The organism is Modestobacter sp. VKM Ac-2979 (assembly GCF_026967995.1).
Lineage (GTDB): Bacteria > Actinomycetota > Actinomycetes > Mycobacteriales > Geodermatophilaceae > Modestobacter.
In genome coordinates this window covers 412,742-432,668 of record NZ_JAPVBO010000003.1, presented here as the reverse complement: position 1 = coordinate 432,668, position 19,927 = coordinate 412,742, and the positions used below count along the sequence as shown (strand labels likewise).

Here is a 19,927-nt window from a genome sequence, read left to right as displayed (position 1 = left end):
TCGACAGAGACGGAGCCAGCCTTGCTCGAGGAGAGCTCGTTGGATTGGTGGCACGCTCACGGTGATGCATCACCGGATGCTCTGCCTCCTCAGGCGGATGTCTCCGGAGGAGAGCCGGTGGTCGTCCCCGACGTCTGGCAGGATCTGGCAAGTACATGGCTCTGAGTGGTATCCACTCAGCTGTCCTTCCCACATACGTTCGTCTCGATCCAATGATCGCTCTGTCGAACGAATGATGAGGAAGTTCAATCGTGACCGATCAGACCGTTGTTGACGTTCAGGACCTCGCAACCGTCCTCGACCCTTTCGTGACTGGTCTCGCACACTCCTCGCGGTCTCCGGTGCTACGGAACCCGGCGGATGCAGGGATCGCCTATCAGGACATCTCCTACCCGTCTTCTGACGGGACTCCGCTGGAAGCCTGGTTCATCCCGTGTGAGGGATCAACGAAGTTGATCGTCTCCCTGCACGCCTTCGGTATGAACCGTTATGGATTTCCGGCGCACATTGAGCCGTGGAAGTCGGCCTTCGGACCCGGCAACGACACTGAGGTGGACTTCATCCAGGACTACAAGATCCTGCACGACGCCGGCTACAACGTGCTCACCTTTGACTTCCGCAATCACGGCCTCACCAGCGCGGCGAACGGGAACCTCGCATCGAACAACCGATTCGAAGCGCGTGACGTCATCGGTACGTTGAACTACATCCGTATGCGCCCGGACCTGGCAGGTATGACGCTCGGCATCCTCGCCCGGTGCATGGGCGCCAATGCGACGTTCCGGGCCATCGACGAAGACCCGCACGCCTTCAGGGACGTGAAGTGTCTCGTGGCCCCGCTCCTGCTGTCGCCGCTCGCCTTCCTGGAGACAGTGCTGGACGCCTCCGGTCTCGGCGAGCACGCAGACGAGGTCGATCGGCGGTTCCACCTGATCACCGGCGAGCGACTGGTCGGTGGAACCGTGAGCAGGTGGGCGCCGTCGGTCACCATGCCGACGTTGACCTACGGGGTTCATGGCGACACGATCACTCGTCCCGCCGATCTGGAAGACGCCTACGCCGCCCTGGGGGCGACGGAGAAGGACATGTTCTGGATCGAGGACACCCCCCGGCGGTGGGACGGGTACAAGTGGTTCCAGCGGCACCCAGAACGTGTCCTCGAGTGGTTCGACACGTTCATGAAGTAGTGGCTTCGCAGGTGCAAGGCCTGCATGGTCCCTGTCACGGCGCCTCCTCCGGGCGATCCCGGGAGGAGTCGCCAGTCGAGGTGTGCTCGACTGAGGTGGGAGAAGAGAGCGGGAGAGGGATGGCAGGGCTGTATGCAGAGATGCGCCGACGCATCGCAGCGGCGGCCGATGATCCGGAAGGCAGGGCCGCAATCCCCGGGGTGACTCTTCACGCGGTCCGCACGCCCAGCGTCCCGGCTCGTGTGCTCTTCCAGCCGACGCTTTACCTCGTCGTGCAGGGAGCCAAGCGATTGATGCTCGGTGACCGGGAGATCACCTACGGTGGTGGTGAGCTCGTTCTGATGGGTTTGGACCTGCCCGCCCTGGTGCAGGTGACGAGGGCATCCGAGGACGAGCCGTACCTGTCCATGGAGATCGCTCTGGATCGACAGGTGCTCGCCGCCGTCGCCGCGGAGATGCCATCCGGCTCACGTGATGACGCGGAAGCCCTGACCGTCGGGCCCCTGCCCGCCGCGGTGCTCGAGCCAGCGCTGAGGCTGCTGCAGCTGATGGACGTTCCGACCGATGCGCGCGTGCTGGCGGACGCGGTCAAGAGAGAGATTCTCTACCGGGTGTTGTCAAGCCCGGGAGGAGCCAGCTTGACCCAGCTCATCCAAGCCGATTCCTTACTGGCCCGGATCGGCCAGGTCACCGAGTGGATGCGTGATCACCTGGAAGAACCCGTCAGAATCGATGAACTGGCCAGTCGAGCCGCAATGAGCGTCACGTCGTTCCACCGCGGCTTCAAGTCCGTGACCGGAACGTCCCCCGGTCGTTATCACAAGATGCTGCGGTTACACGAAGCGCGACGGCTCATAGTCGCGAGGTCAGACAACCTGGTGCGAATATCAGCCGCGGTCGGGTATGTCAGCCCGTCGCAGTTCAGTCGGGACTACAAGCGCGAATTCGGCTCGGCTCCGGTCGTCGACGCCAGGCGCTTCGGCTGACTGTGAGGCTGGCCGGGTCGGTCTATCGGTGATGGGCTGACGGCTGGCAGCAGTGGGTGTGACCCTTCGTCTGACTGGCTTCGTGCCTTTCGCTCGACTTGTCCGTTTGCTGCTGCCGGCACCGGCCCGGCCAGAGACGTTGGCCTGATCAGGAGCTTGACCGCCAGTGGCTGCTGACGTGCCTCATCACAGTCCTGCCATCTCCGCACCGGACCGGGACCTGCTGCGTCCCATCTGGTGAGGAGAGAACGCATGTCCATGCTGGCAGAGCTGGTCGAGGTCGTCATCGGCGTCGACACCCACAGCCAGACCCACACCGCCGCAGTCCTCGACGCCCGCACCGGTGGCGTGCTGGCCAGGGCGACGGTCACCGCCGACCCGGACGGCTATGCCGAGTTGGTCGCCCTGGCCGAGCAGCACTCGGGGCTTCGGGCGTGGGCGATGGAGGGCGCCGGTGGCTACGGCGCCGGCCTGGCCCGCCATCTGGCCGCCGGCGGGGAGATGGTGGTCGAGCTGGACCGGCCCAAGCGACCGGCACGGCGGGCCGGGGCCAAGTCCGATCCGATCGACGCCGAGCGCGACGCGCTGGCCCGCACCCGGCTGGCCCAACCCAAGACCGGCGCCGAGCGCGCGGCACTGCAGATGCGCCTGACCGCCCGGCCGCCGTGGAGGCCACCAGCACCAGCCAGCGGCAACTGCTGGCGATGGTCATCACCGCCGCTGAGCAGGTGGCGCCCGCTTCCGCGGCCAGAACACCCGCGCGATGATCACCACCGCCGCCAGACTGCGCCCCGGCGCCAGCACCGGCGACATCGAGGTGATCGGGCTGACCGTGCTCCACGACCTGGCCGACCGCATCCGCTTCCTCGAGGCCGAGGCACTCGGCCACGAAAAGGCCATCCGCACCATCGTCCGCTCCTGGCGGTCAGACCTGCTCGAGTTGACCGGAGTTGGACCGATCGTGGCCGCCACCGTGCTCACAGCCTGGTCCCACCCCGGCCGCTGCCGCAACGACGCGGCGTTCGCCATGCTCGCCGGCACCGCCCCCATCCCGGCGTCCTCGGGCAAGACCGTCCGCTACCGGCTCAACCGCTCCGGGGACCGCCAACTCAACCGTGCCCTGCACACCGTGACCCTCAGCCGCCTGCACCAGGGCCTGTGCCCGTCGTCAGATCAACGGGCACAGGCCGTGACTCAGTCGGGGCTACTTCTGCTGGATCCTGGCGAGCGCCGCGCCTTCGCCGGAGAGGGAGGCGATGGCCGTTGGCCACTGCGTGGTGTCTACGCCGAGGGTGTCGCGGAGGTAGGCGAGGGTGATGCGCTGGAGCAGTGCGACCCGCGCCGGGTGCTCGTCGGTGGTCTCCTTCGCGTCGTAGCCGGGGATACCCCCGAGGGAGTGCTCCGCGTCGGTGAGGGTGAGCAGGGCCTTGGGGCCGGGGCTGAGGGTGTAGGGGTCTGCTGACCAGTCGGGGCCCCGGACGGTGAGGAACGACTGGTCGCGGTCGCCGGCGACGACGAGTGCTGGCGCGGTCATGTGCTCGAAGGTGACGTTCAGCCAGGGCAGCGTGTCGATGATGCCCGGCTTGAGGTGCTCGCCCCCGACCCCGGCGGTGCCGAGCAGGATGCCGGCCGAGACCCGGGCGTCGGACATGTCCTCGCCGTCGCCGGCTGGGGCCAGGACGCGCAACCCGAGGAGTGCGGCGGTGGTCTGGCCGCCGAAGGAGTGGCCGGCGGCTGCGATGCGGGTCGAGTCCATCCGCCCGGGCAGGCCGGGGACGGCGGCCTCGAGCGTCGGGAGGTGGTCGAGGATGCGCTTGGCGTCCTGGATGCGGTGGCGCCAGAGCTCAGCGGCGCGCGGGTCGTCCGCGGGGACGCCGATGCGCCGGGAGTCCAGGTAGGTGGCCTGGACGACGACGAAGCCGTGGGCGGCCCAGTAGTCGGTCAGCGGGCCGTAGCCGTCCAAGGACGAACCGAACCCGTGGGAGAAGAGGACCACCGGCAGGTCGCTGCCGGTGACGGGTGCGGAGATCCGCACCTCCAGGTCTGCACCGCGACCGGGGGCGGGCAGCGCGACGGGCTTCACCGAGACGACGGGAACGCCGCCGTCGAGGGCGTCGCGGTTGGTGCTGGTCATGACAGCTTCCTTCTCTCCAGGGGCTGGGGGACGGTGTGAGGGGTGGTCGGGGAAGGTTCAGGCGGTCGGCAGCCGGAACAGCCGCTCGGCGTTGGCGTGCGCGAGCTTGGTGCGGTCCTCGGGGCTCAGCGGCGCGGTCTGGACGAAGATCCGAGCTCCGTTGCTGCCGCTGAAGCGGCCGCGGGAGTCCTCGCCTGCCGTGCCGGTGGTGCGGCCGTAGGGGTCGTCCTGGCCGAACATCACCCGGTCAGCGCCGAGCACGTCGACTGCCTGTCGGAGCATTCGGTGGCTGAAGACGCCGCCGGCGGTGACGTGCACGTTGCCGGTGATGTAGTCCAGGACCCGCCGTTCCAAGTGCCGCGCGGCACCGCTGAGGAGGTCGGCGCGGTCAGCGAAGGGGACGAGCATCTCGCCCCAGTGGCCGAGGACGACCTGCAGGTCCGGGTGCCGGTCGAACGTGCCGGACAGGATCAGGCGCAGGGTGGCCAGCCCGGCCTCGGCGTGCCAGCCCCAGCCGCCGGTGCCCAGGATCATGGACGTCCATTGGTCGAAGCCGCCGTAGGCGATGGTGCGCAACTGGCGGGGCGGCAACGCTGGGTGGATGTAGAGCGGCACGCGCAGTTCCGCCGCCGCCTCGAAGATCGGCCGGAACCGGTCGTCGTCGAGGAAGACGTCGCCGGTCCGGGGGAAGAGCATCGCGCCTACATGGCCGAGTTCGGTGACGGCCCGACGCAGCTCGTCGGCGGCCGCGGTCGCGTCGGGGGTGGGCAAGGTGGCGAAGGCGGCGAATCGGTCGGGGTGTCGACGCACCGCGTCGGCGAGGAAGTCGTTCGCCTCCCGGGCCAAGGGCGCCGCCTCGACGGCGGGCAGGGGCTGCGTCCCAGGGGTCGTGACGGACAGAACCTCCATCGCCACACCCGCGGCGTCCATGCGGGCCAACCGCTCCTCGCCGACGTCGAGCAGAGCCCGGTTGATGTCTCCACGGCTGCTCATCAGGTTGACGGTGTCGTCGCCGCCGAACCGGAGGAGGGCATCGCGCAACTCGGGAGTCCAGGCGTGCTCCTCGACACCCACCACCCGACCAGCGGACGTGCCGGGGCCGGGCTCAAGACCCGCGTCTTCCTCATCCATGCAGACAGTCTGCAGTACAGACGATCCCTAGTGGCAAGCAAACGTGACACGGATCATTGGTGTGCAGGAGTAATCTCGCCGCATGGACATCGGGCAGCCGTCGTCAAACGTCGAGTCGAGTGACGTCGATGCGCTGGATCGTGACCTGGGCTGGGCGATCGGTGTCGTGTCCCGCAGCTACCGTCGGCTCGCCATGGCCGCCGTCGAGCAGTTGCCCGCCGGGCCGCGCGGCTACCACCTCCTCTGCGCGGTGGCTGATGGTCCGCCTCGGTCACAGCTGGCGCTGGCGCGGCGTCTCGGCATCGACAAGACCGTCATGACGTACCTGGTCGACGACCTCGAGAAGGCCGGGATGGTGGTCCGCCGTCCCGACCCGCTGGACCGACGAGCCCGTCAGGTGACCATCACGGCGAATGGTTTCCGGGCGTTGCAACGAGCGCGTGAGCAGGTCCAGGACGCCGAGTCGGAGCTCCTGGCCAACCTCACAGCGGAAGCGGCCGACGTGTTGCGGAGTGTGATGGCCCGCCTGGCGCGAGACGCGCAGGAGGTCGCCGTTCAGTCGGGTGAGTCTGCGGCCCCCAGCTGCTAATCGCAGCGCCCGTCGACCCATACACGTGCAGGCCAGGTGGAGATTCGCCGACCAAGCGCCGAGCCACGTTCTGGGGGTGCGCAGCAAAGCGAAGTGACGAGATCGGCGGCGGGTCCACGTCAGATGCTCGTCGATCCGGGCCGTGGATCCCGGTCGAAGGTTGTGGGCCGGTCAGCTGTTGACCGGCCTGCAAGAGGCCTCGCGTGCGCCGCCTTCAGGCGTCATCACCTCCTGCGAGGAGCCGAAGTCCATCCGAGCTCGATACCTCTCAACATAGGATCCTGGCGAGATGGGGGTCAGGGTCAGGTCCGTGACTGATGAGCCTTCTCGTAGTCGCCTATGCCCCTGTAAGGAGCATCGTGATGCTTGCCTATGCCGCACGAGCAGTGTCGTCGGCCCCGCGCCCTGAGTTGTGGTCGCTGTTGCTCGCCTCGGCCAGCTGGCCCGCATGGTCGACCGTCGATGAGCTGGTCCTCGACCGATCCGAGGGGCTGGCACCCGATGGCCGGGACGGCGTCGGCGCCACCCGAGCCTTCCGCACCGGCAAGGTCGTCACGATCGAGCGCATCACCGCTCTCGACCCTCCCCGGCGTTTCGCCTACGAGGGAGCGCGCAATGCCTTCATCTCCGACTACGCCGCGGTGATCGAACTGGACGAGACGTCCTCCGGGGGGACAGTCATCCGGTGGTCAGGCAGCTACACCGCTCGCTGGGGCACCCGGTGGCTGATGCGTCGCATCATGCGCGCGGTGATGCAGAAGATGGCGGACGGTCTGGCGTCCTACTCGTCGGCGCGCTGAACCGCGCCTGTGACCCGAGATCTTGCTGACTGCATCTCCGCGGCGGTGCACTCGGCCCGGCCCGATCAGTTGCTGCTCAGTCGCACTAGCCACCGGGCGGGGAAGCGAGCTTCGTCCAGCCGTCATGACCAGATGAAGACGACGAGGCGGGTCCGGTCGCGCTCCTTGTTTCGTCATCGCTCGGTGTGTGTGCGCGGACCGTCAGGGGGCTGACGAACAGCGGTTCGGCGATCTGGTGGTTGGACAGGTAGTGCGCGTCATCCCATGCCGGTGAGCTCTTCAGCGTCGCGGGTGGCGCCTCATGAAGACCGGGTCACTGTGGCGTCGTCCTGTGGCTGCAACTGGCAGCAGCAGTGCTCACTGGTGTCGCAGCGGCATACTCGATGCTCAACGGCAGCTCGTAGGAGGTCTCGTGAGCGGACCAACCAAACCTCCGTGTCTCACGGTGGGGCCCGTTCCGTCTGCCAGGTGAGACGAAGCGCTGGCGAGACGCCCATGCTCGCGCCGAGCTTGAGATGAAGCTCGCCATGCAACTCGCAGTACCTGTCTGGGACCGAGGACCTGCGGAAGACGCGGTCCCCGATGAACAAAATGTCGAAACTGATGCTGTCGTCGTCCATCCGGGCGAGATCCTCAGCGCTGACGAGATCGCCGCCCTCGAGTTCCACTACCGACAGACTGCTGAGCTGCCGAACTCCGGCGGCAAGCGCACTGGCGATGTGTTTCGCTATAACAGAGGCAAGATGATGGACGTCGTCCGCCCAGATGACGGCGGCCCGAAGGTCATTGTGAAGGTTGGGCTCTTCGAGCCGAACTCGAAGCGACCAAAGCTAACCCCCGGGCAGCGAATCAGCCTGGGCGCCCCTCGCGGGGAGCGATCCGCCGCAGGCACCGAACTGCCGAGGGCCAGCGCCCGGAGGCGCTAGCTTGCCCAGCCAGCAACGCAGCCTTACTCCAAGCCGTATTCGGACTCCTGGCCGTATCCGGCGCCTGGTTGTTGACTAGAAGCATGAGCGATACCACCGTTTTGGTCCTGGGCGCGACAGGCAAGGCCGGCAGACGTATCACTCCGCGGTTGCGGATGCGGGGACTGACCGTTCGCGCCGCCTCGCGGACCAGCCCCACCCCCTTCGACTGGTCCAACCCGGGCGGTTGGGATGCCGCGCTACGCGGTGCCGACGCGGTCTACGTCGTGCCTCCAGCTGTGCCCGGCCCAGTGCACCAGTTGGTTGCCCGAGCCATCGCGACAGGCGTGCAGCGCTTGGTATTGCAGTCCGGGCACGGCGCCGACGTCTGGGGCGACACCGCTTTCGGGAGGGACATGCTCTCGGCCGAAGACGCCGTGCGGGCATCGAACCTCGAATGGACCGTCCTACGTGCGGCGAACTTCAACCAGAACTTCGACGAGGAACTCTGGCACGCACCCCTAGTGCAAGGGGAGCTGGCGCTGCCAGCCGGTTCAGTACCAGAGCCGTTCATCGACCTAGAAGACGTCGCCGACGTGGCGACCGCCGTGCTGATGGAACCCGGGCGGCATGACGGGCGCATCTACGAACTCACCGGGCCGCGGGCGTTGACGTTCGCTGAAGCCGTCGAGGTCGTATCAGTGGCATCGGGGCTACCGATGACCTACCGACAAATCTCTCCGCAGGAGTACACCGACGCCCTGACTCAAGGGGGACTGCCTCTAGAAGTGGCACACCACGTCTCAGAGATGTTCGTGATGATGGCCCGCGGGGTCATCGCTCAAACAACCGAGGACGTCAGCGCAGTGCTCGGTCGGTCGCCCCGCTCCTTCGAGGAGTATGCAGTCCGGGCTGCGGCTAGTGGGGCCTGGCGGCGTTGACCGGTCGCTGGCCCGTTGTCTGCGGTCGCCAGAACAGGAGCTGGCTCGTTGTGCTGCCCGCATCAGCGTCGGTGAGGGAAGCTGGTGGCCAGCCGAAGTCTGCGGTGGCCGAGGAACTGCTGGTGCGTCTCGGGTCCCGGCCAGAAGCAGCTACGCGCAGAACAGCACCCACGGGGTCATCACCAGCCAGGAACTCGCATCTGCTGGACAACGTCGCCGCGGACCACGGTCACGTGCACGTCCTCTCAGCGGCAGGCTGAACAGTCGCGCCAGGACGATGAGTCCGCCGTTCTAGCGCTCCCCGATCTTGAGTCCAGCATTGGCCCACCAGCTGCTGCGCGATGCTGAAGCATGCCGACCCTATTTCGGCGCACCGATCAGCCGCACCTGCCGCTGGGGTACATGAGCATGGTCGCGTCGAGTAGGGCGCCCGGTGACTGGTTGAGCGGGCGGTGCGTTGGAGCGACCACGGCAGGAGGCGAGCTTCAACCCACCAGGCTGCACAACTGGTCACTCAGACAGGCGGGCAAGGCGGCCCAGCCGGGCGGCAGAACTTGGTCGAGACTGCATCCGGGTCTAGCCGGTCGGTCGCCACGGCTGACGTTGGGCGGTCGTTGAGGTCGAAGCCGCCGAAGGGGACGCGGTGCTCGGCGTACTCGCCCAAGGAAGAGCGCTCAGCGTCGGTGAGGGCGTGGAAGCTGGACTCGAGGTTGTCGGCTGGCCGAGATCGAGGAGTTCTTCAGCCGCGCCCCCGATCGGGTCGCCTGGGCGATGCACTACACCGTCGCCGGCAACGTCCACGTCGCTCCGGATGCCCAGTCCGCTACCGGCACCGGCACCTGGTACCTGTGGCAGCCGATGACCCTCGATGGCGTCGCTGTGTGGCTGATGGGCCGCTACGACGACCACTACGTCAGATCCGGCGAGGACTGGCGCTACACCAGCCTGACCCTGGATGTCCAGGCGGTTACGCCTATCGACCGGGGCTGGGTAGCGGAGCGCTTCGCGAGCTCGGAGTAGCGGACCGACACCGTCAGAAGCCTGCCCGCGGCGGCGCTCGATGCTCGACATCCGAGCTGGGTCGCACCGATCGGGAGTCGTCGTGCCACGGTCGCCCGCGCCGACGCGGTGACGGCGTCGACCCCCGGAAGACCGGTCGACGCCGTTCATCTGCCCTCGGTCAAGGCCGCAAGGCCCATGAACTCCCCGGACGAGTGGCGACGTCGCTCTCGTGAGGAGTCAGCAGAGACACGCCGGTGATGCCCCGTGGTTGGGGGAGTCCGGCTCCCGTCGACGCGCCGTCGGAGTCACACAGGTGGCCGTCGCCCAACGCAACAGGAGCGTCATGCGCACGAGGATCACAGAGTTGTTCGGCATCGAGCACCCGATCATCCAGGGAGGCATGCACTACGTCGGTCTCGCCGAGCTTGCCTCCGCCGTCTCCAACGCAGGGGGACTCGGCGTCATCACCGGGCTCACGCAGCGGACCCCGGAGTTGCTCGCAGCAGAGATCGCGCGGTGCCGCGAGATGACCGACAAGCCGTTCGGGGTGAACCTGACGTTCCTGCCCAGTTTCCGCGAGCCGCCGTATCTGGAGTACATCCAGGCCATAGCCGAAGGCGGCGTCACGATCGTCGAAACCGCCGGGCGCAACCCAGCGGCGCACATGCCGGCGCTCAAGCAGGCTGGGATGACCGTCTTCCACAAGTGCACGTCGGTGCGGCACGCGGTGAAGGCCCAGCGCATCGGCTGCGACGCGGTCAGCGTCGACGGCTTCGAGTGCGGCGGCCATCCCGGCGAGGACGACATCCCGAACATGGTCTTGCTCCCCCGAGCGGCGGAGGCGCTGAGGATCCCGTTCGTCGCCTCGGGCGGCATGGCCGACGGGCGCAGCCTGGTCGCCGCTCTCGCGCTGGGCGCCGACGGGATGAACATGGGTACCCGGTTCGTCGCCACCCAGGATGCGCCTGTGCACCCGAGGGTCAAGGCAGCCCTGCTGGCAGCGAACGAGTTCGACACCCGGCTGATCATGCGGCCGCTCCGGAACACCGAGCGGGTCCTCGACAACGCCAGCGTGACTCGGCTGCTCGAGATCGAGCGGGAGAGGGGAGACGCCCTCACCATCGAGGACATCGTCGACCAGGTCGCCGGCGTTTACCCCAAGGTGATGATCGACGGCGAGGTGGACGCCGGGGCGTGGAGCTGTGGCATGGTCGTCGGCCTGATCAACGACATCCCCACAGTGCAGGAGCTGATCAGCCGGATCATGGTCGAGGCCGAGAGACTCATCGGAGTCCGGCTCACCGGACTGCTCGAGAACCCGGCGGGCACCGCGTCCGCTGTGTCTCGGACATGACTGGCCGGGCGTGAACTCGATCCGGTCAGGGGCGGCCCGCACCCCAGCACAGGACGAGACGTTCGGTGGAGCGGGCAGGCGTCCGGTCCAGCAACCGTCGGTGCCCGCCGCCGGCCGCACATGCCCCCGTGGACGGGCATGCCGTGATGCCCCAAGGGCCGTCCGACGGTGAGCATCCCTTCTACGGCGACGCAGCGCGAAGAACCGGAGGGGTAGACATCTGGGTCTGGGTTTGGCCGCGGTCATGCCTTCGGATACGCCGACAAGGTGTTTGCTGGCCAGTCCGATCGTCCTGGGGTGCTCGCGTGGGCACGTGAGCACGTGAGCACGTGAGCACGGCTGGGTCTCTATGGAGGCTGGGACTCCGACACCCCCGGTCGTTGCCGAGCTGATTGAGCTGCCCCCTTGGAGTTCGGCGGTGAGCATGAGCCACGGAATGTCCTGACCGGTCGAGCAGGTCAGGTGGGTGCGCTGGCGTTCGACATTGCGGCGACACCTCAGTGGAGTCCGTGACCCGGAGCGGGTCGTAGCAGGGCAGACGGAGTTCGATACCCGGTGGGCTCTCCGGGCTGAGCCGCGGAACCATGAGCTCCTTCGTCGCTTCGTGGCCGACCCCGGCGCGCACGAGGTGCTGCTTGCCACGGACGACGGTGATGTTCTTTGGGTGACACAGTCAGGTTCGGCAGCTGCCCGAGCAGATGGTCACCGACCATCGCTCCTGGAACATCACCTGCGTCTGCTCACGGCGATACACGGGCGACTTGCAGCAACGGTGGGGGCTAGGAGGAAGGGCGGCCTGTCTGGTCCCGGTAGCTGCACATGGCCGTGTGGTTCGCTGGCCGGTTGGTCGCAGAGGACCAGCGACGTTCACATGGCAAGGCGGGCGCCCGTCTTGAGCATGTCCGGGAACTGGCTCAGCGAAGTCCGGGAAAGGTTGGGTATCGGGCCGTCCGTTGAAGGGTGGTTGTGGGCCGCAATTGCGGAACCCCTTCCTGGTCATGCAGAGCGACACGACCGTTTTCCGCTAGTCGCTCTTCCCGACCGCGGCCTGTGAAGGCCGGGTAGTGGTCAGTCCGTTAACAGGTTGTTCCGGTCAGTCTCGCCCGCAGCGATGAAGACTCGGCCGGCTACGTCGATGACTCGGCGGGAGAACGGGGGCTGTGCCTCAGAGTCCAGCGAGGTGAGTCTGCCCCTAGCAGGCGCGATGAAGTCCGCATGCGCCCACACGGGCCTGGCTTGTCGGTCGGTCGCAGGCCGTCGGCACCGAGGACTGGACGCCGGCGCAGGTGGCCGCGGCGAACGAGCGCCGGCTGCTCGGCGACGACTGACTTCTAGGCCCTCGCCGGGCGCCGTTCGACGACGATCGTGACGATGCCGAGTGCGATCACCCCGATCTCCGAGATCGCCGCCAGCCACTCCGGGATGCCCGACCACCGTGAGTGGACCTCGAAGAAACCGCTGGGCGTCGTCGCGAGGATGAACGCACCCAGCGTCGCGACGCCGAACCCGATCGCCCCGAGCAGCGGCAGCCAGTGCCGCCACACCAGCACGAGCACGCCGAGCACGATCCCGCCGATGCCGTTGAGCAGGAACGCCGGACCGACGATGTCGACCGACCTCATGCCGGTCGCCCACAGGTCGAGGTGGACGACCGCGGACAGCATGAGGCACGCGCACAAGAGGGCGCGCAGCACGTCGGACGTCGCCTGCCGCCCGCGATGTAGCTCCACTGGTTCAGGTCTTCCCTGCGAGGACTTCACCATTGACGACGTGCACGTCCACCTCGGACAGCGGTTTCGGAGCAGGGCCCGAGACGTTCGCGCCGGACAGGTCGAACACCGAGCCGTGGCACGGGCAGACGAGCTCGCCGCCGTCACCCTTGACCGTGCAGCCCTGGTGCGTGCAGATCGCCGAGAGCGCGACGATCGTCCCTGCGGACGCCTGCGTCAGGAGGAGCTCCTTCCCGTCGGCGTCCTTGACGGAGAGCGCGCCGCCCTCGGGGACGTCAGAGACCTTGGCGAGCGCTCCGGACCCGCCGCCGGTGTTCTCGCTCGGGGTGTCGTCGTTCGTCGAACCACCACCACTACCGCACGCGGCGAGCACGCCGGCTGCGGCAACGCCGGCGGTGACCAGTCCGGCCCGCTTCAGCATCTGCCGGCGATCGAGACAGCCGACGCAGTTCGATGCGTGCTTGTGGTTGTTCGGGTCCAGTGTGTTCGGGGCATCCAGCAGCGAGGACATCTGCACCTCCGTGCGCGAGTCGGGACGAGCGGTCACCAGTTGTCACGAGGCGGAGGTCGCGGAAGTCCACCGCAACTTCGGCCTGTTTGCCACGACGCGAGATCGTGGAGTTCGGTGCGGACGTGTGTGAGCTCAGAGCTGATCTTCGGCTTGTTGACCTCAGTGAGCCCACACACGTCCGACGCGGCGTCAGGACTCGCGGGGGGAGACCGTCATGATCCCAATGCACATCTCGTCGGCGGTGCCGTCGCCCCACACGACGTAGCGCGGCGGCAACGTGCTCAGCTGCGGCACCTGCTTGCGCAACCCCGCGTCGTGCGTACACGTCACCCGCAGCGTGTCCCCCGGATCGACCTCCACCGGCTCCGGCAGCTTCAGCATCCGCTGGTTGTCGAAGTCGAACTGCGGCACGTTCAGCAGGACCTTGGCCTCCGGCGTGCCCGGGTTGAGTTCGACCTTCATGGACCGCCCGTGCATGTGCATGTGACCGAAACCGGCGAACACCGTCACCGGCTCCTCCACCTCGTGGTCACAGGTCTGGGTGTCACCGGGCTCCGGCACGCCGCTCTCGTTGCACTCCTCCACCTGCTCGTCCGCGAATTCGCCGACCTCCGGCCCGAAACGCTCGGTCACGTCCGCGATCGAGGCCGCCCGGTCACAGAGCGGACCCGACTCGTCGGCGGCACAGGGCAGGTCGATCGGCGCGTCGAGCGACCACGTCTCGAGCTCCCGGGTCTGCGGCGTGCCGTCCGTCAGCCGCAGCCGCACCGCCGAGCGGTCCGACCCGGCCGGCTCGCCGTCGGTCGCGAGCAGGTTGTAGTGCATCTGGAAGACGATCAGGCTGCCCGGCTCCAGCTTGAAGCCGGCGTCCTGGTCGAGCAGGGTCTCCGTGGCGCCCGGCGCCCAGGTGTCCACCCACGCCGCGCCCGGGTCGGGGCTCTCCTCGTCGTCCTCCACGTCGGCGCCCTCCACGCCGGTCCCGCCGAAGCACTGCCAGCCGAGGCCGGGAGTCTTCGCGTCGTGCTCGCGCACCGCGGCAGCGTCGCCCGCCGGCACCGCGTACACGATGCCGTGGTGCGCGATGTCGACGTTCTCCGGAATGACCTGGGTCCCGGTCAGGAACGCCTCCTCGGTCAGGCCCGGATCGAGCACCTGGCACCGGTACTCGTCCACGGCGCCCTCCGGCGGCGCGGGCGTGTAGGCCTCGGCCATCTCCAGCTCGACGAACCGTTCGCCGGCGCGCAGCGGCTGCGGTGGAGCCGACGACCCGTCCCCGTGCGCGCTGTGCGAGTCGGCCGCGGCGGGCGCCGCAGGGTTGTCCGCACCCGAACTGCAGGCGGCGACAGCGAACACCGTCGCCAGCGCCATGATGGGCGCCCCGACCTTCCACCTTGAACCGGACGGCGCTGCGTTGACTGCCATTACTAGCCTCCTAATGCGGATTGCACCGCTTACCTGAGGCCTGCTTCCTACCGAGCGAAACTTAGACACCCATTAGAGCGACGCTCGGGACTGCTCCGGGTTCGGTTGACTCCTGGCCTGTAAGGACGTGGTCCTCGCTGGAAGGATCAGGATCGTGCCTGGTGCATACCCGCCGGGGTTCCGGCGTGACGTGATCGCTGTCGCCCGTCGTGGCCAGCAGTCCCGGGCGCAGGTCGCCCGCAGCTTCGGGATCTCCGAGTCCTGCCTGGGCAGGTGGTTGGCGGTCGCGGACCGGGGGGACGCGCGCGCCTCGAGCCGCCGTGAGCCTGATCCGGCGCCCGGCGCCCGGCGGTGATGATGAGATCCGTGAGCTGCGTCGACGGCTCAAGCAGGTCGAGCAGGAGAACGAGATCCTGCGCCGGCGACGGCCTACTTCGCCCGGGACGTCCTCCCGAGATGATGTACCCGCTGGTCGCTGACCTGGCCGCGGACGGTATCCCCGTCGCGGTGACCTGCCGGGTGCTCGGGTTCTCCAAGCAGGCGTACTACGCCTGGGTTGCGGCCGGTCACCGACCAGGACTGGGACGACGCGCATCTGATCAACGCCGCGATCGACATCCACCACGACGACCCGGAGTTCGGCTACCGGTTCATCGCCGACGAGCTGCCCGCTCGAGGCGGCTGGGGTCGGCGCACTGTGTCCTGCCCCGACGGTGAGCCGCGCGGGCCATGCTCGAGGGCCGCCGTGGCTTGTCCTGCGTCGCGCCGCCGGTGCGGGTCAGCGCACCGCGGTGTCCTCCCCGACGGTGAGCCGCGCGATCGGGGAGGGCGGGGCCGCGGCCGGGAGGTCGACCCGAAGCAGCGCGCCACCGCGTGCGGAGCGGGCGACGGTGGCCCGGCCGCCGTGGGCGTCGACGACCCGCTGGACGATCGACAGCCCCAGTCCGGATCCCGGCAACGCCCGGGCGCTGTCGGCACGGTAGAACCGGTCGAACACCCGCGGTACGTCGGCCGCGTCGATGCCCGGCCCGGCATCGTCGACCTCGAGCACCGCCGACGTGCCCTCGGCACGGAGCCGGACCTGGACCGGCTGGTCCGCGGGGGACCACGTGCCGGCGTTGTCGATGAGGTTGAGCACCGCCCGCTGGAGCGCAGCGGGACGCCCGCTCACCCACACGGAGGTCACGTCGAGCGCGACCTCGATGTCGGGCTTGCGGGAACGCGCCCGGGTCGCGGCGGCCGCCACCACGTCGGCGAGGTCGAGCAGCTCGGCGCTCTCGTCGCTGACGTCACCGCGCGCCAGGTCGGTCAGCTCGGCGGCAAGGGTGCTCAACTCGGTCACCTGGGCGCCGAGATCGTTGAGCAGCCGGGTCCGGCTCTGCGCCGGCAGAGCGCTGTCCAGGGTGCCGCGCCGATCGAGCCGGATCAGCAGCTCGACGTTGATGCGCAGGCTGGTGAGCGGGGTCTTGAGCTCGTGGGCGGCGTCCTCGGCGAGCAGCCGCTGGGCCTGCCGGGAGTCCCGGAGCGCGGCGAGCATGTCGTTGATCGACTGGATCAGCCGCCGGATCTCCCCTCCGCCCTCATCCGGGACGTCGGCGTCGAGATCGCGGGTGTGCGCGACACGCACCGCGGCGGCGGTCAGCCGGTCGATCGGTGCCAGCCCGATCCGCGCCACGGTCCGCCCGACAAGGGCGCCCCCGACCACGCAGAGCAGCCCGGTCAGCAGCATGGCCAACCCGAACTGGGTGAGCGGGCTCTCATCGGCGACGCGGGCCACCTGGACCGCGCCGTCGCCCGCCCGCACCGTGTAGATGTAGTAGTCGTCGTCGCCGCCGTCGTTGTCCTCCATCAGGTCGTCCGGTGCGCCACGCGCCACGCGCCCGGCGCCCTCGCTGACCGGGGGCAGCGCGGGTTGGCCGGCCGGCGTCCGGGTGGAGCCGTCGGGCAGGATGACCCGCACCAGCCGACCGGATCCGGCGTACGGCGGCAGCTGGACCTGCGCCAGACCGCCGCGCTCCGCATTCGTCGCCAGCACGCGGGACTCGGCGCGTAGCTCGTTCTCGGCGGTGTCCTGCAGCTCCCAGTACAGCAGCCCGACGCCCCCCAGGAACGCCAGGAACACGCTGACCGTGATGGCCGCCGCCGCGATCACCGTCAGCCTGGTCCGCAGGGACCACCTGCGCCACCATCCGGTCAGCCATCGCGGTTCGCGGCCGACGGGCCCGCTCACGGAGGAGTCTTCCGCAACGTGTACCCCATGCCGCGCAGCGTGTAGATCAATCGCGGCTCACCCTCGGCCTCCATCTTGCGGCGCAGGTAGCTCACGTACACCTGGAGGTTGTTGGCGGTTGCGCTCATGTCGAAGCCCCAGATCGCCTCGAACAGCATGTCGCGGGTCAGGACCCGGGTCGCGTTGCCCATCAGGACCTGCAGGAGGGAGAACTCGGTCCGGGTCAAGCGCAGCGGCCGCCCGCCCCGCCACGCCTCGAACCTGTCGGGATCGAGCCGGACGTCGGCGAACGACAGGATCTGCGACTCCTCGTCGGTCGCCGTGCGCCGGCGCAGCAGGGCCCGCACCCGGGCCAGCAACTCCTCGGTGGCGAATGGCTTGGGCAGGTAGTCGTCGGCGCCCGCGTCCAGCCCCGCGACCCGGTCGGAGACCTGGTCACGAGCGGTCAGCATCAGCACCGGCAGCTCCCGACCCGCGGCCCGCAACCGCCGGCAGGTCTCCAACCCGCCGAGGCGGGGCATCATCACGTCGAGGATCAGCAGATCCAGCGTGTCACCGGCGGCCCCACCGACCCCGTCGAGCACCGCGAGACCGTTGGGCACGGTGCTGATGTCGTAACCCTCGACCTGGAGCACCCGCTCCAGCGACTCACGGATCGCCGCGTCATCATCCGCGATCATGATCCGCACGCCGGCCCACCCCCTCCCAGTCGGTGCTCGTGCCGCTCATGGTCTCCGATCAACCTGAGGCCAGGATCAGCTGTCTTCTCACCAAAGCAGGGGACTGCTGCAGCTTCGGTTGACCGTGGTTGGGACTGATCATGCCGCGATAGCGGCCTGGGTGGTGAAGGCGAGTTCGAACTCGACTGGGGCCGGCTTGCCGAGGGCACGCTGGCGCCGGCGGCGGTTGTAGGTGTGCTCGATCCAGAACACGATCGCGGCGTGGAGCTCGTCGCGGGTGCGCCAACGCCAGCGGTCCAGAACGTTCTTCTGCAGCAGCGCATGCCAGGACTCCATGGCGGCGTTGTCACCCGCGGAGGCGACGCTCGCATCGATCCCTGCAGGCCGGCGACAGTCAGAACGGCGCGGAAGGATCTTGCTCGGAACTGGGATCCGCGGTCGCTGTGCACCACCACCAGGCCCCGCGGCTGGCGCCGTGCAATCGCCGTACGTAGCGCGGTGACGGCCAGCTGGGCGGTCATCCGCTCGTCGATCGCGTAGCCGACGATGCGGTTGCTTCTGCCTGAGCGGTTGGGGCCGTGACAGACGGTGTGGGCATCCGAGTGGTCCGGCTTGGACCGGGTAGGCCCCGCACCCGCCCGACGGCGATACTGGGCGATCGGGCCTACTGCTCCAAGGCCATCCGCGCCCATCTCCGATCCCGCGGGATCGCGGCGGTCATCCCCGAACCCCGCGACCAACAAGCTCACCGCCCACGCCGCGGCGATGAGGGCGGACGCCCGATCAGCTACGACCGCGGGTTCCACAAGAAGCGCAACGTCGTGGAAGGCTCATTCGCCCTGCTCGAGCAGTGGTGCGGACTGGCCACCCGATACGACGAGCACGCACTCATCTACCGCGGAGCCGCCGTCCTGGCCGCCGTCCTCTCCTGGCCAGAACGTGAGAGACATGCCCTGGGCGAGTCCATCGCCCGAGTGGCCACGTCCACCGGGCTGGGCCGCAAGCGGGTCGCCAAGGCCGCCGGGGTCGCCCGGCTGGACGAGGCCACCGCCGCCGCCGTCACGGCCGCCAACCTCACGCTCGACCAGGTCGTCGCCGTCTACGCCGAGGACCCCGACACGACCGCCGCCCTGATGGAAGCGGCCACCCCGGGGCAGTCCGCTCACGCCCTCACCCGCGCCAAGCGCGCCCGCGAGGAAGCCGAGCGGGCCGCCGCGCTGCTCGCGCAGCTGACCGAGGCCGGGCGGCGGGTGCTGGACGCCGCAGACGGCGGGCAGCTCTCCCGCATCAGCCAGCTGGCCCACGACGGTGCGGACCTGACCGCCGGGAGCCACGTGGCGTGCGAGGAGTCGGCGGTCTACCTCAGCAACAGTTGGAACGGCGTGAGCGCCGTGGGGGTGTGCACCGACCCGGCCACGTACGGCCACGCCAACCGCTACAGCAGGATCGGCATGCCGCCGATCCCGCGGCCCTCGGTCGGGTCGTCGGTGACGCCCCTGGGTCAGCTTGCCGGGTTCATCCCGCCATCGACGGCGTAACGGCCGCCCGTGAGGTACCGGGCATGCGCGGAGGTCAGTAAGATCACGAGTCGTGCGACGTCGTCAGCGTGGCCCATCCGTCCCATCGGGACCGAGAAGCCGTCCGTGAACGCCTGGCGGGCGGTGTCGATGTCCGTGCCGTCTGCCTCGGCGAGGAAGGCGAGGTGGTCGGTCATCGTGTCCGTCTCGATCAGGCCGGGCAGCACGGAGTTGACCCGGATCCCGTGTCGGGCGACCTCGTTGGACAAGCCCTTGCTGTAGTTGTTCAGCGCTGCCTTCGCGGTGGCGTAGGGCAGCAGGCCCGCCGGGGGGAAGCGGGACACCACCGAACTCATGTGGATGATCACGCCGCTGCCCCGGTCGATCATCGAGGGGATGACGGCGCGGTCCAGCCGGACCGCCGTCATCAGGTTCATGTTCAGATCGCCGAGCCAGTCCTCGTCCGCCATCTCCCAGGCAGCAGCTGGGGTGTGCGTGGGGTTGCCCACGTTGTTGACGAGCACGTCGATGCCGCCCAGGAGTTGCGCCGACTCCGCCATCAGGCCCGCCACACCGGCAGGCGTGGAGACGTCGGCCTGGACGAAGCGGACGCCGAGCAGGCCCGGTGCCGCGGACCGGGCGGCGGCCACGACGTCCGCACCGGCCTCCGCGGCGTGCAGCGCGATGGCAGCCCCGATCCCCTTGGTGCCACCGGTGACCAGGAACCTGACCCCGGTGAGGTCGATGGCTGGGAAGGTCGTCGTCAGGGAGTCGTGCGTCAGGGAGTCGTTCGTCATGTTCGGTCCTT

18 protein-coding genes and 4 pseudogenes are annotated in these 19,927 nt (G+C 68.7%); 12 read left to right on the top strand and 10 right to left on the bottom strand.

What is annotated here, in order from left to right; translation table 11 throughout:
• Window positions 1–251 precede the first annotated feature (251 nt).
• From O2W15_RS10895 to O2W15_RS24005, 3 genes and pseudogenes are all read left to right on the top strand, one after another.
• Complete coding sequence (locus tag O2W15_RS10895; RefSeq protein WP_269165348.1) at window positions 252–1,187, top strand: alpha/beta hydrolase family protein; 936 nt, start codon at window positions 252–254, stop codon at window positions 1,185–1,187.
• A gap of 119 nt (window positions 1,188–1,306) precedes the next feature.
• Window positions 1,307–2,173 carry an AraC family transcriptional regulator gene (locus O2W15_RS10890; protein ID WP_269179428.1) on the top strand — a complete coding sequence of 289 codons (867 nt, stop codon included), beginning with the start codon at window positions 1,307–1,309 and terminating at the stop codon, window positions 2,171–2,173.
• Between the two features lie 252 nt (window positions 2,174–2,425).
• Window positions 2,426–2,698: pseudogene (locus tag O2W15_RS24005) on the top strand (IS110 family transposase); the annotation flags it as partial.
• A 186-nt stretch (window positions 2,699–2,884) separates the two neighbouring features.
• On the opposite strand, the gene O2W15_RS10885 reads toward O2W15_RS24005, so the two are convergent.
• On the bottom strand, window positions 2,885–3,031 hold the full coding sequence (locus O2W15_RS10885; RefSeq protein WP_269179607.1) for a hypothetical protein: 147 nt from the start codon (window positions 3,029–3,031) through the stop codon (window positions 2,885–2,887).
• On the opposite strand from O2W15_RS10885, the pseudogene O2W15_RS10880 reads away from it, so the two are divergent.
• Window positions 2,991–3,260, top strand: a pseudogene (locus O2W15_RS10880) (transposase); the annotation flags it as partial. The gene O2W15_RS10885 and the pseudogene O2W15_RS10880 overlap by 41 nt on opposite strands.
• A gap of 117 nt (window positions 3,261–3,377) precedes the next feature.
• Here O2W15_RS10880 and O2W15_RS10875 read toward each other — a convergent pair.
• Both O2W15_RS10875 and O2W15_RS10870 read right to left on the bottom strand, forming a co-directional pair.
• Complete coding sequence (locus O2W15_RS10875; protein WP_269179427.1) at window positions 3,378–4,307, bottom strand: alpha/beta hydrolase family protein; 930 nt, start codon at window positions 4,305–4,307, stop codon at window positions 3,378–3,380.
• A gap of 57 nt (window positions 4,308–4,364) precedes the next feature.
• On the bottom strand, window positions 4,365–5,300 hold the full coding sequence (locus O2W15_RS10870; protein ID WP_269179426.1) for an amidohydrolase family protein: 936 nt from the start codon (window positions 5,298–5,300) through the stop codon (window positions 4,365–4,367).
• Between the two features lie 220 nt (window positions 5,301–5,520).
• Between O2W15_RS10870 and O2W15_RS10865 the strand changes: the two genes are divergently transcribed.
• The 6 genes from O2W15_RS10865 to O2W15_RS10840 all read left to right on the top strand — a co-directional run bounded on the left by O2W15_RS10865 (window position 5,521) and on the right by O2W15_RS10840 (window position 11,029).
• Entirely contained in the window at window positions 5,521–6,027 is a 507-nt protein-coding gene (locus O2W15_RS10865; RefSeq protein WP_269179425.1) for a MarR family winged helix-turn-helix transcriptional regulator, read from the top strand.
• A 362-nt stretch (window positions 6,028–6,389) separates the two neighbouring features.
• Complete coding sequence (locus O2W15_RS10860) at window positions 6,390–6,827, top strand: SRPBCC family protein (protein WP_269179424.1); 438 nt, start codon at window positions 6,390–6,392, stop codon at window positions 6,825–6,827.
• Window positions 6,828–7,342: 515 nt separating this feature from the next.
• The gene (locus O2W15_RS10855; protein WP_269179423.1) at window positions 7,343–7,753 is read left to right on the top strand and encodes a hypothetical protein; all 411 of its coding nucleotides are present in this window, start codon (window positions 7,343–7,345) and stop codon (window positions 7,751–7,753) included.
• A gap of 83 nt (window positions 7,754–7,836) precedes the next feature.
• Window positions 7,837–8,673: an NmrA family NAD(P)-binding protein gene (locus tag O2W15_RS10850; protein WP_269165355.1), complete on the top strand. Its 837-nt coding sequence runs from the start codon at window positions 7,837–7,839 to the stop codon at window positions 8,671–8,673.
• Window positions 8,674–9,390: 717 nt separating this feature from the next.
• Window positions 9,391–9,693, top strand: coding sequence for a nuclear transport factor 2 family protein (locus O2W15_RS10845; RefSeq protein ID WP_331253871.1), 303 nt, complete (start codon window positions 9,391–9,393; stop codon window positions 9,691–9,693).
• Window positions 9,694–10,018: 325 nt separating this feature from the next.
• Window positions 10,019–11,029 (top strand): NAD(P)H-dependent flavin oxidoreductase, encoded by a 1,011-nt coding sequence (locus tag O2W15_RS10840; protein ID WP_269179422.1) that lies wholly within the window; start codon window positions 10,019–10,021, stop codon window positions 11,027–11,029.
• Between the two features lie 1,331 nt (window positions 11,030–12,360).
• On the opposite strand, the gene O2W15_RS10835 is transcribed toward O2W15_RS10840, so the two are convergent.
• The 3 genes from O2W15_RS10835 to O2W15_RS10825 all read right to left on the bottom strand — a co-directional run bounded on the left by O2W15_RS10835 (window position 12,361) and on the right by O2W15_RS10825 (window position 14,692).
• Window positions 12,361–12,759, bottom strand: coding sequence for a hypothetical protein (locus O2W15_RS10835; protein ID WP_269165356.1), 399 nt, complete (start codon window positions 12,757–12,759; stop codon window positions 12,361–12,363).
• A 4-nt stretch (window positions 12,760–12,763) separates the two neighbouring features.
• Complete coding sequence (locus O2W15_RS10830; protein ID WP_269165357.1) at window positions 12,764–13,270, bottom strand: QcrA and Rieske domain-containing protein; 507 nt, start codon at window positions 13,268–13,270, stop codon at window positions 12,764–12,766.
• Window positions 13,271–13,459: 189 nt separating this feature from the next.
• The gene (locus O2W15_RS10825) at window positions 13,460–14,692 is read right to left on the bottom strand and encodes a monooxygenase (RefSeq protein ID WP_269179421.1); all 1,233 of its coding nucleotides are present in this window, start codon (window positions 14,690–14,692) and stop codon (window positions 13,460–13,462) included.
• A 154-nt stretch (window positions 14,693–14,846) separates the two neighbouring features.
• On the opposite strand from O2W15_RS10825, the pseudogene O2W15_RS10820 reads away from it, so the two are divergent.
• Window positions 14,847–15,371: pseudogene (locus O2W15_RS10820) on the top strand (transposase); the annotation flags it as partial.
• A 99-nt stretch (window positions 15,372–15,470) separates the two neighbouring features.
• On the opposite strand, the gene O2W15_RS10815 reads toward O2W15_RS10820, so the two are convergent.
• The 3 genes and pseudogenes from O2W15_RS10815 to O2W15_RS10805 form a co-directional block, all read right to left on the bottom strand.
• Window positions 15,471–16,844, bottom strand: coding sequence for a HAMP domain-containing sensor histidine kinase (locus O2W15_RS10815; RefSeq protein ID WP_269179420.1), 1,374 nt, complete (start codon window positions 16,842–16,844; stop codon window positions 15,471–15,473).
• 74 nt (window positions 16,845–16,918) lie between these two features.
• Window positions 16,919–17,602: a response regulator transcription factor gene (locus O2W15_RS10810; RefSeq protein WP_269179419.1), complete on the bottom strand. Its 684-nt coding sequence runs from the start codon at window positions 17,600–17,602 to the stop codon at window positions 16,919–16,921.
• Window positions 17,603–17,740: 138 nt separating this feature from the next.
• Window positions 17,741–18,159: pseudogene (locus tag O2W15_RS10805) on the bottom strand (transposase); the annotation flags it as partial.
• Between the two features lie 21 nt (window positions 18,160–18,180).
• Here O2W15_RS10805 and O2W15_RS10800 point away from each other — a divergent pair.
• Window positions 18,181–19,140 (top strand): transposase, encoded by a 960-nt coding sequence (locus O2W15_RS10800; protein ID WP_331253868.1) that lies wholly within the window; start codon window positions 18,181–18,183, stop codon window positions 19,138–19,140.
• Here the strand turns inward: O2W15_RS10800 and O2W15_RS10795 are convergent.
• Window positions 19,104–19,916: an oxidoreductase gene (locus tag O2W15_RS10795; protein ID WP_269179417.1), complete on the bottom strand. Its 813-nt coding sequence runs from the start codon at window positions 19,914–19,916 to the stop codon at window positions 19,104–19,106. The two genes, O2W15_RS10800 and O2W15_RS10795, sit on opposite strands and share 37 nt — an antisense overlap.
• Window positions 19,917–19,927 lie beyond the last annotated feature (11 nt).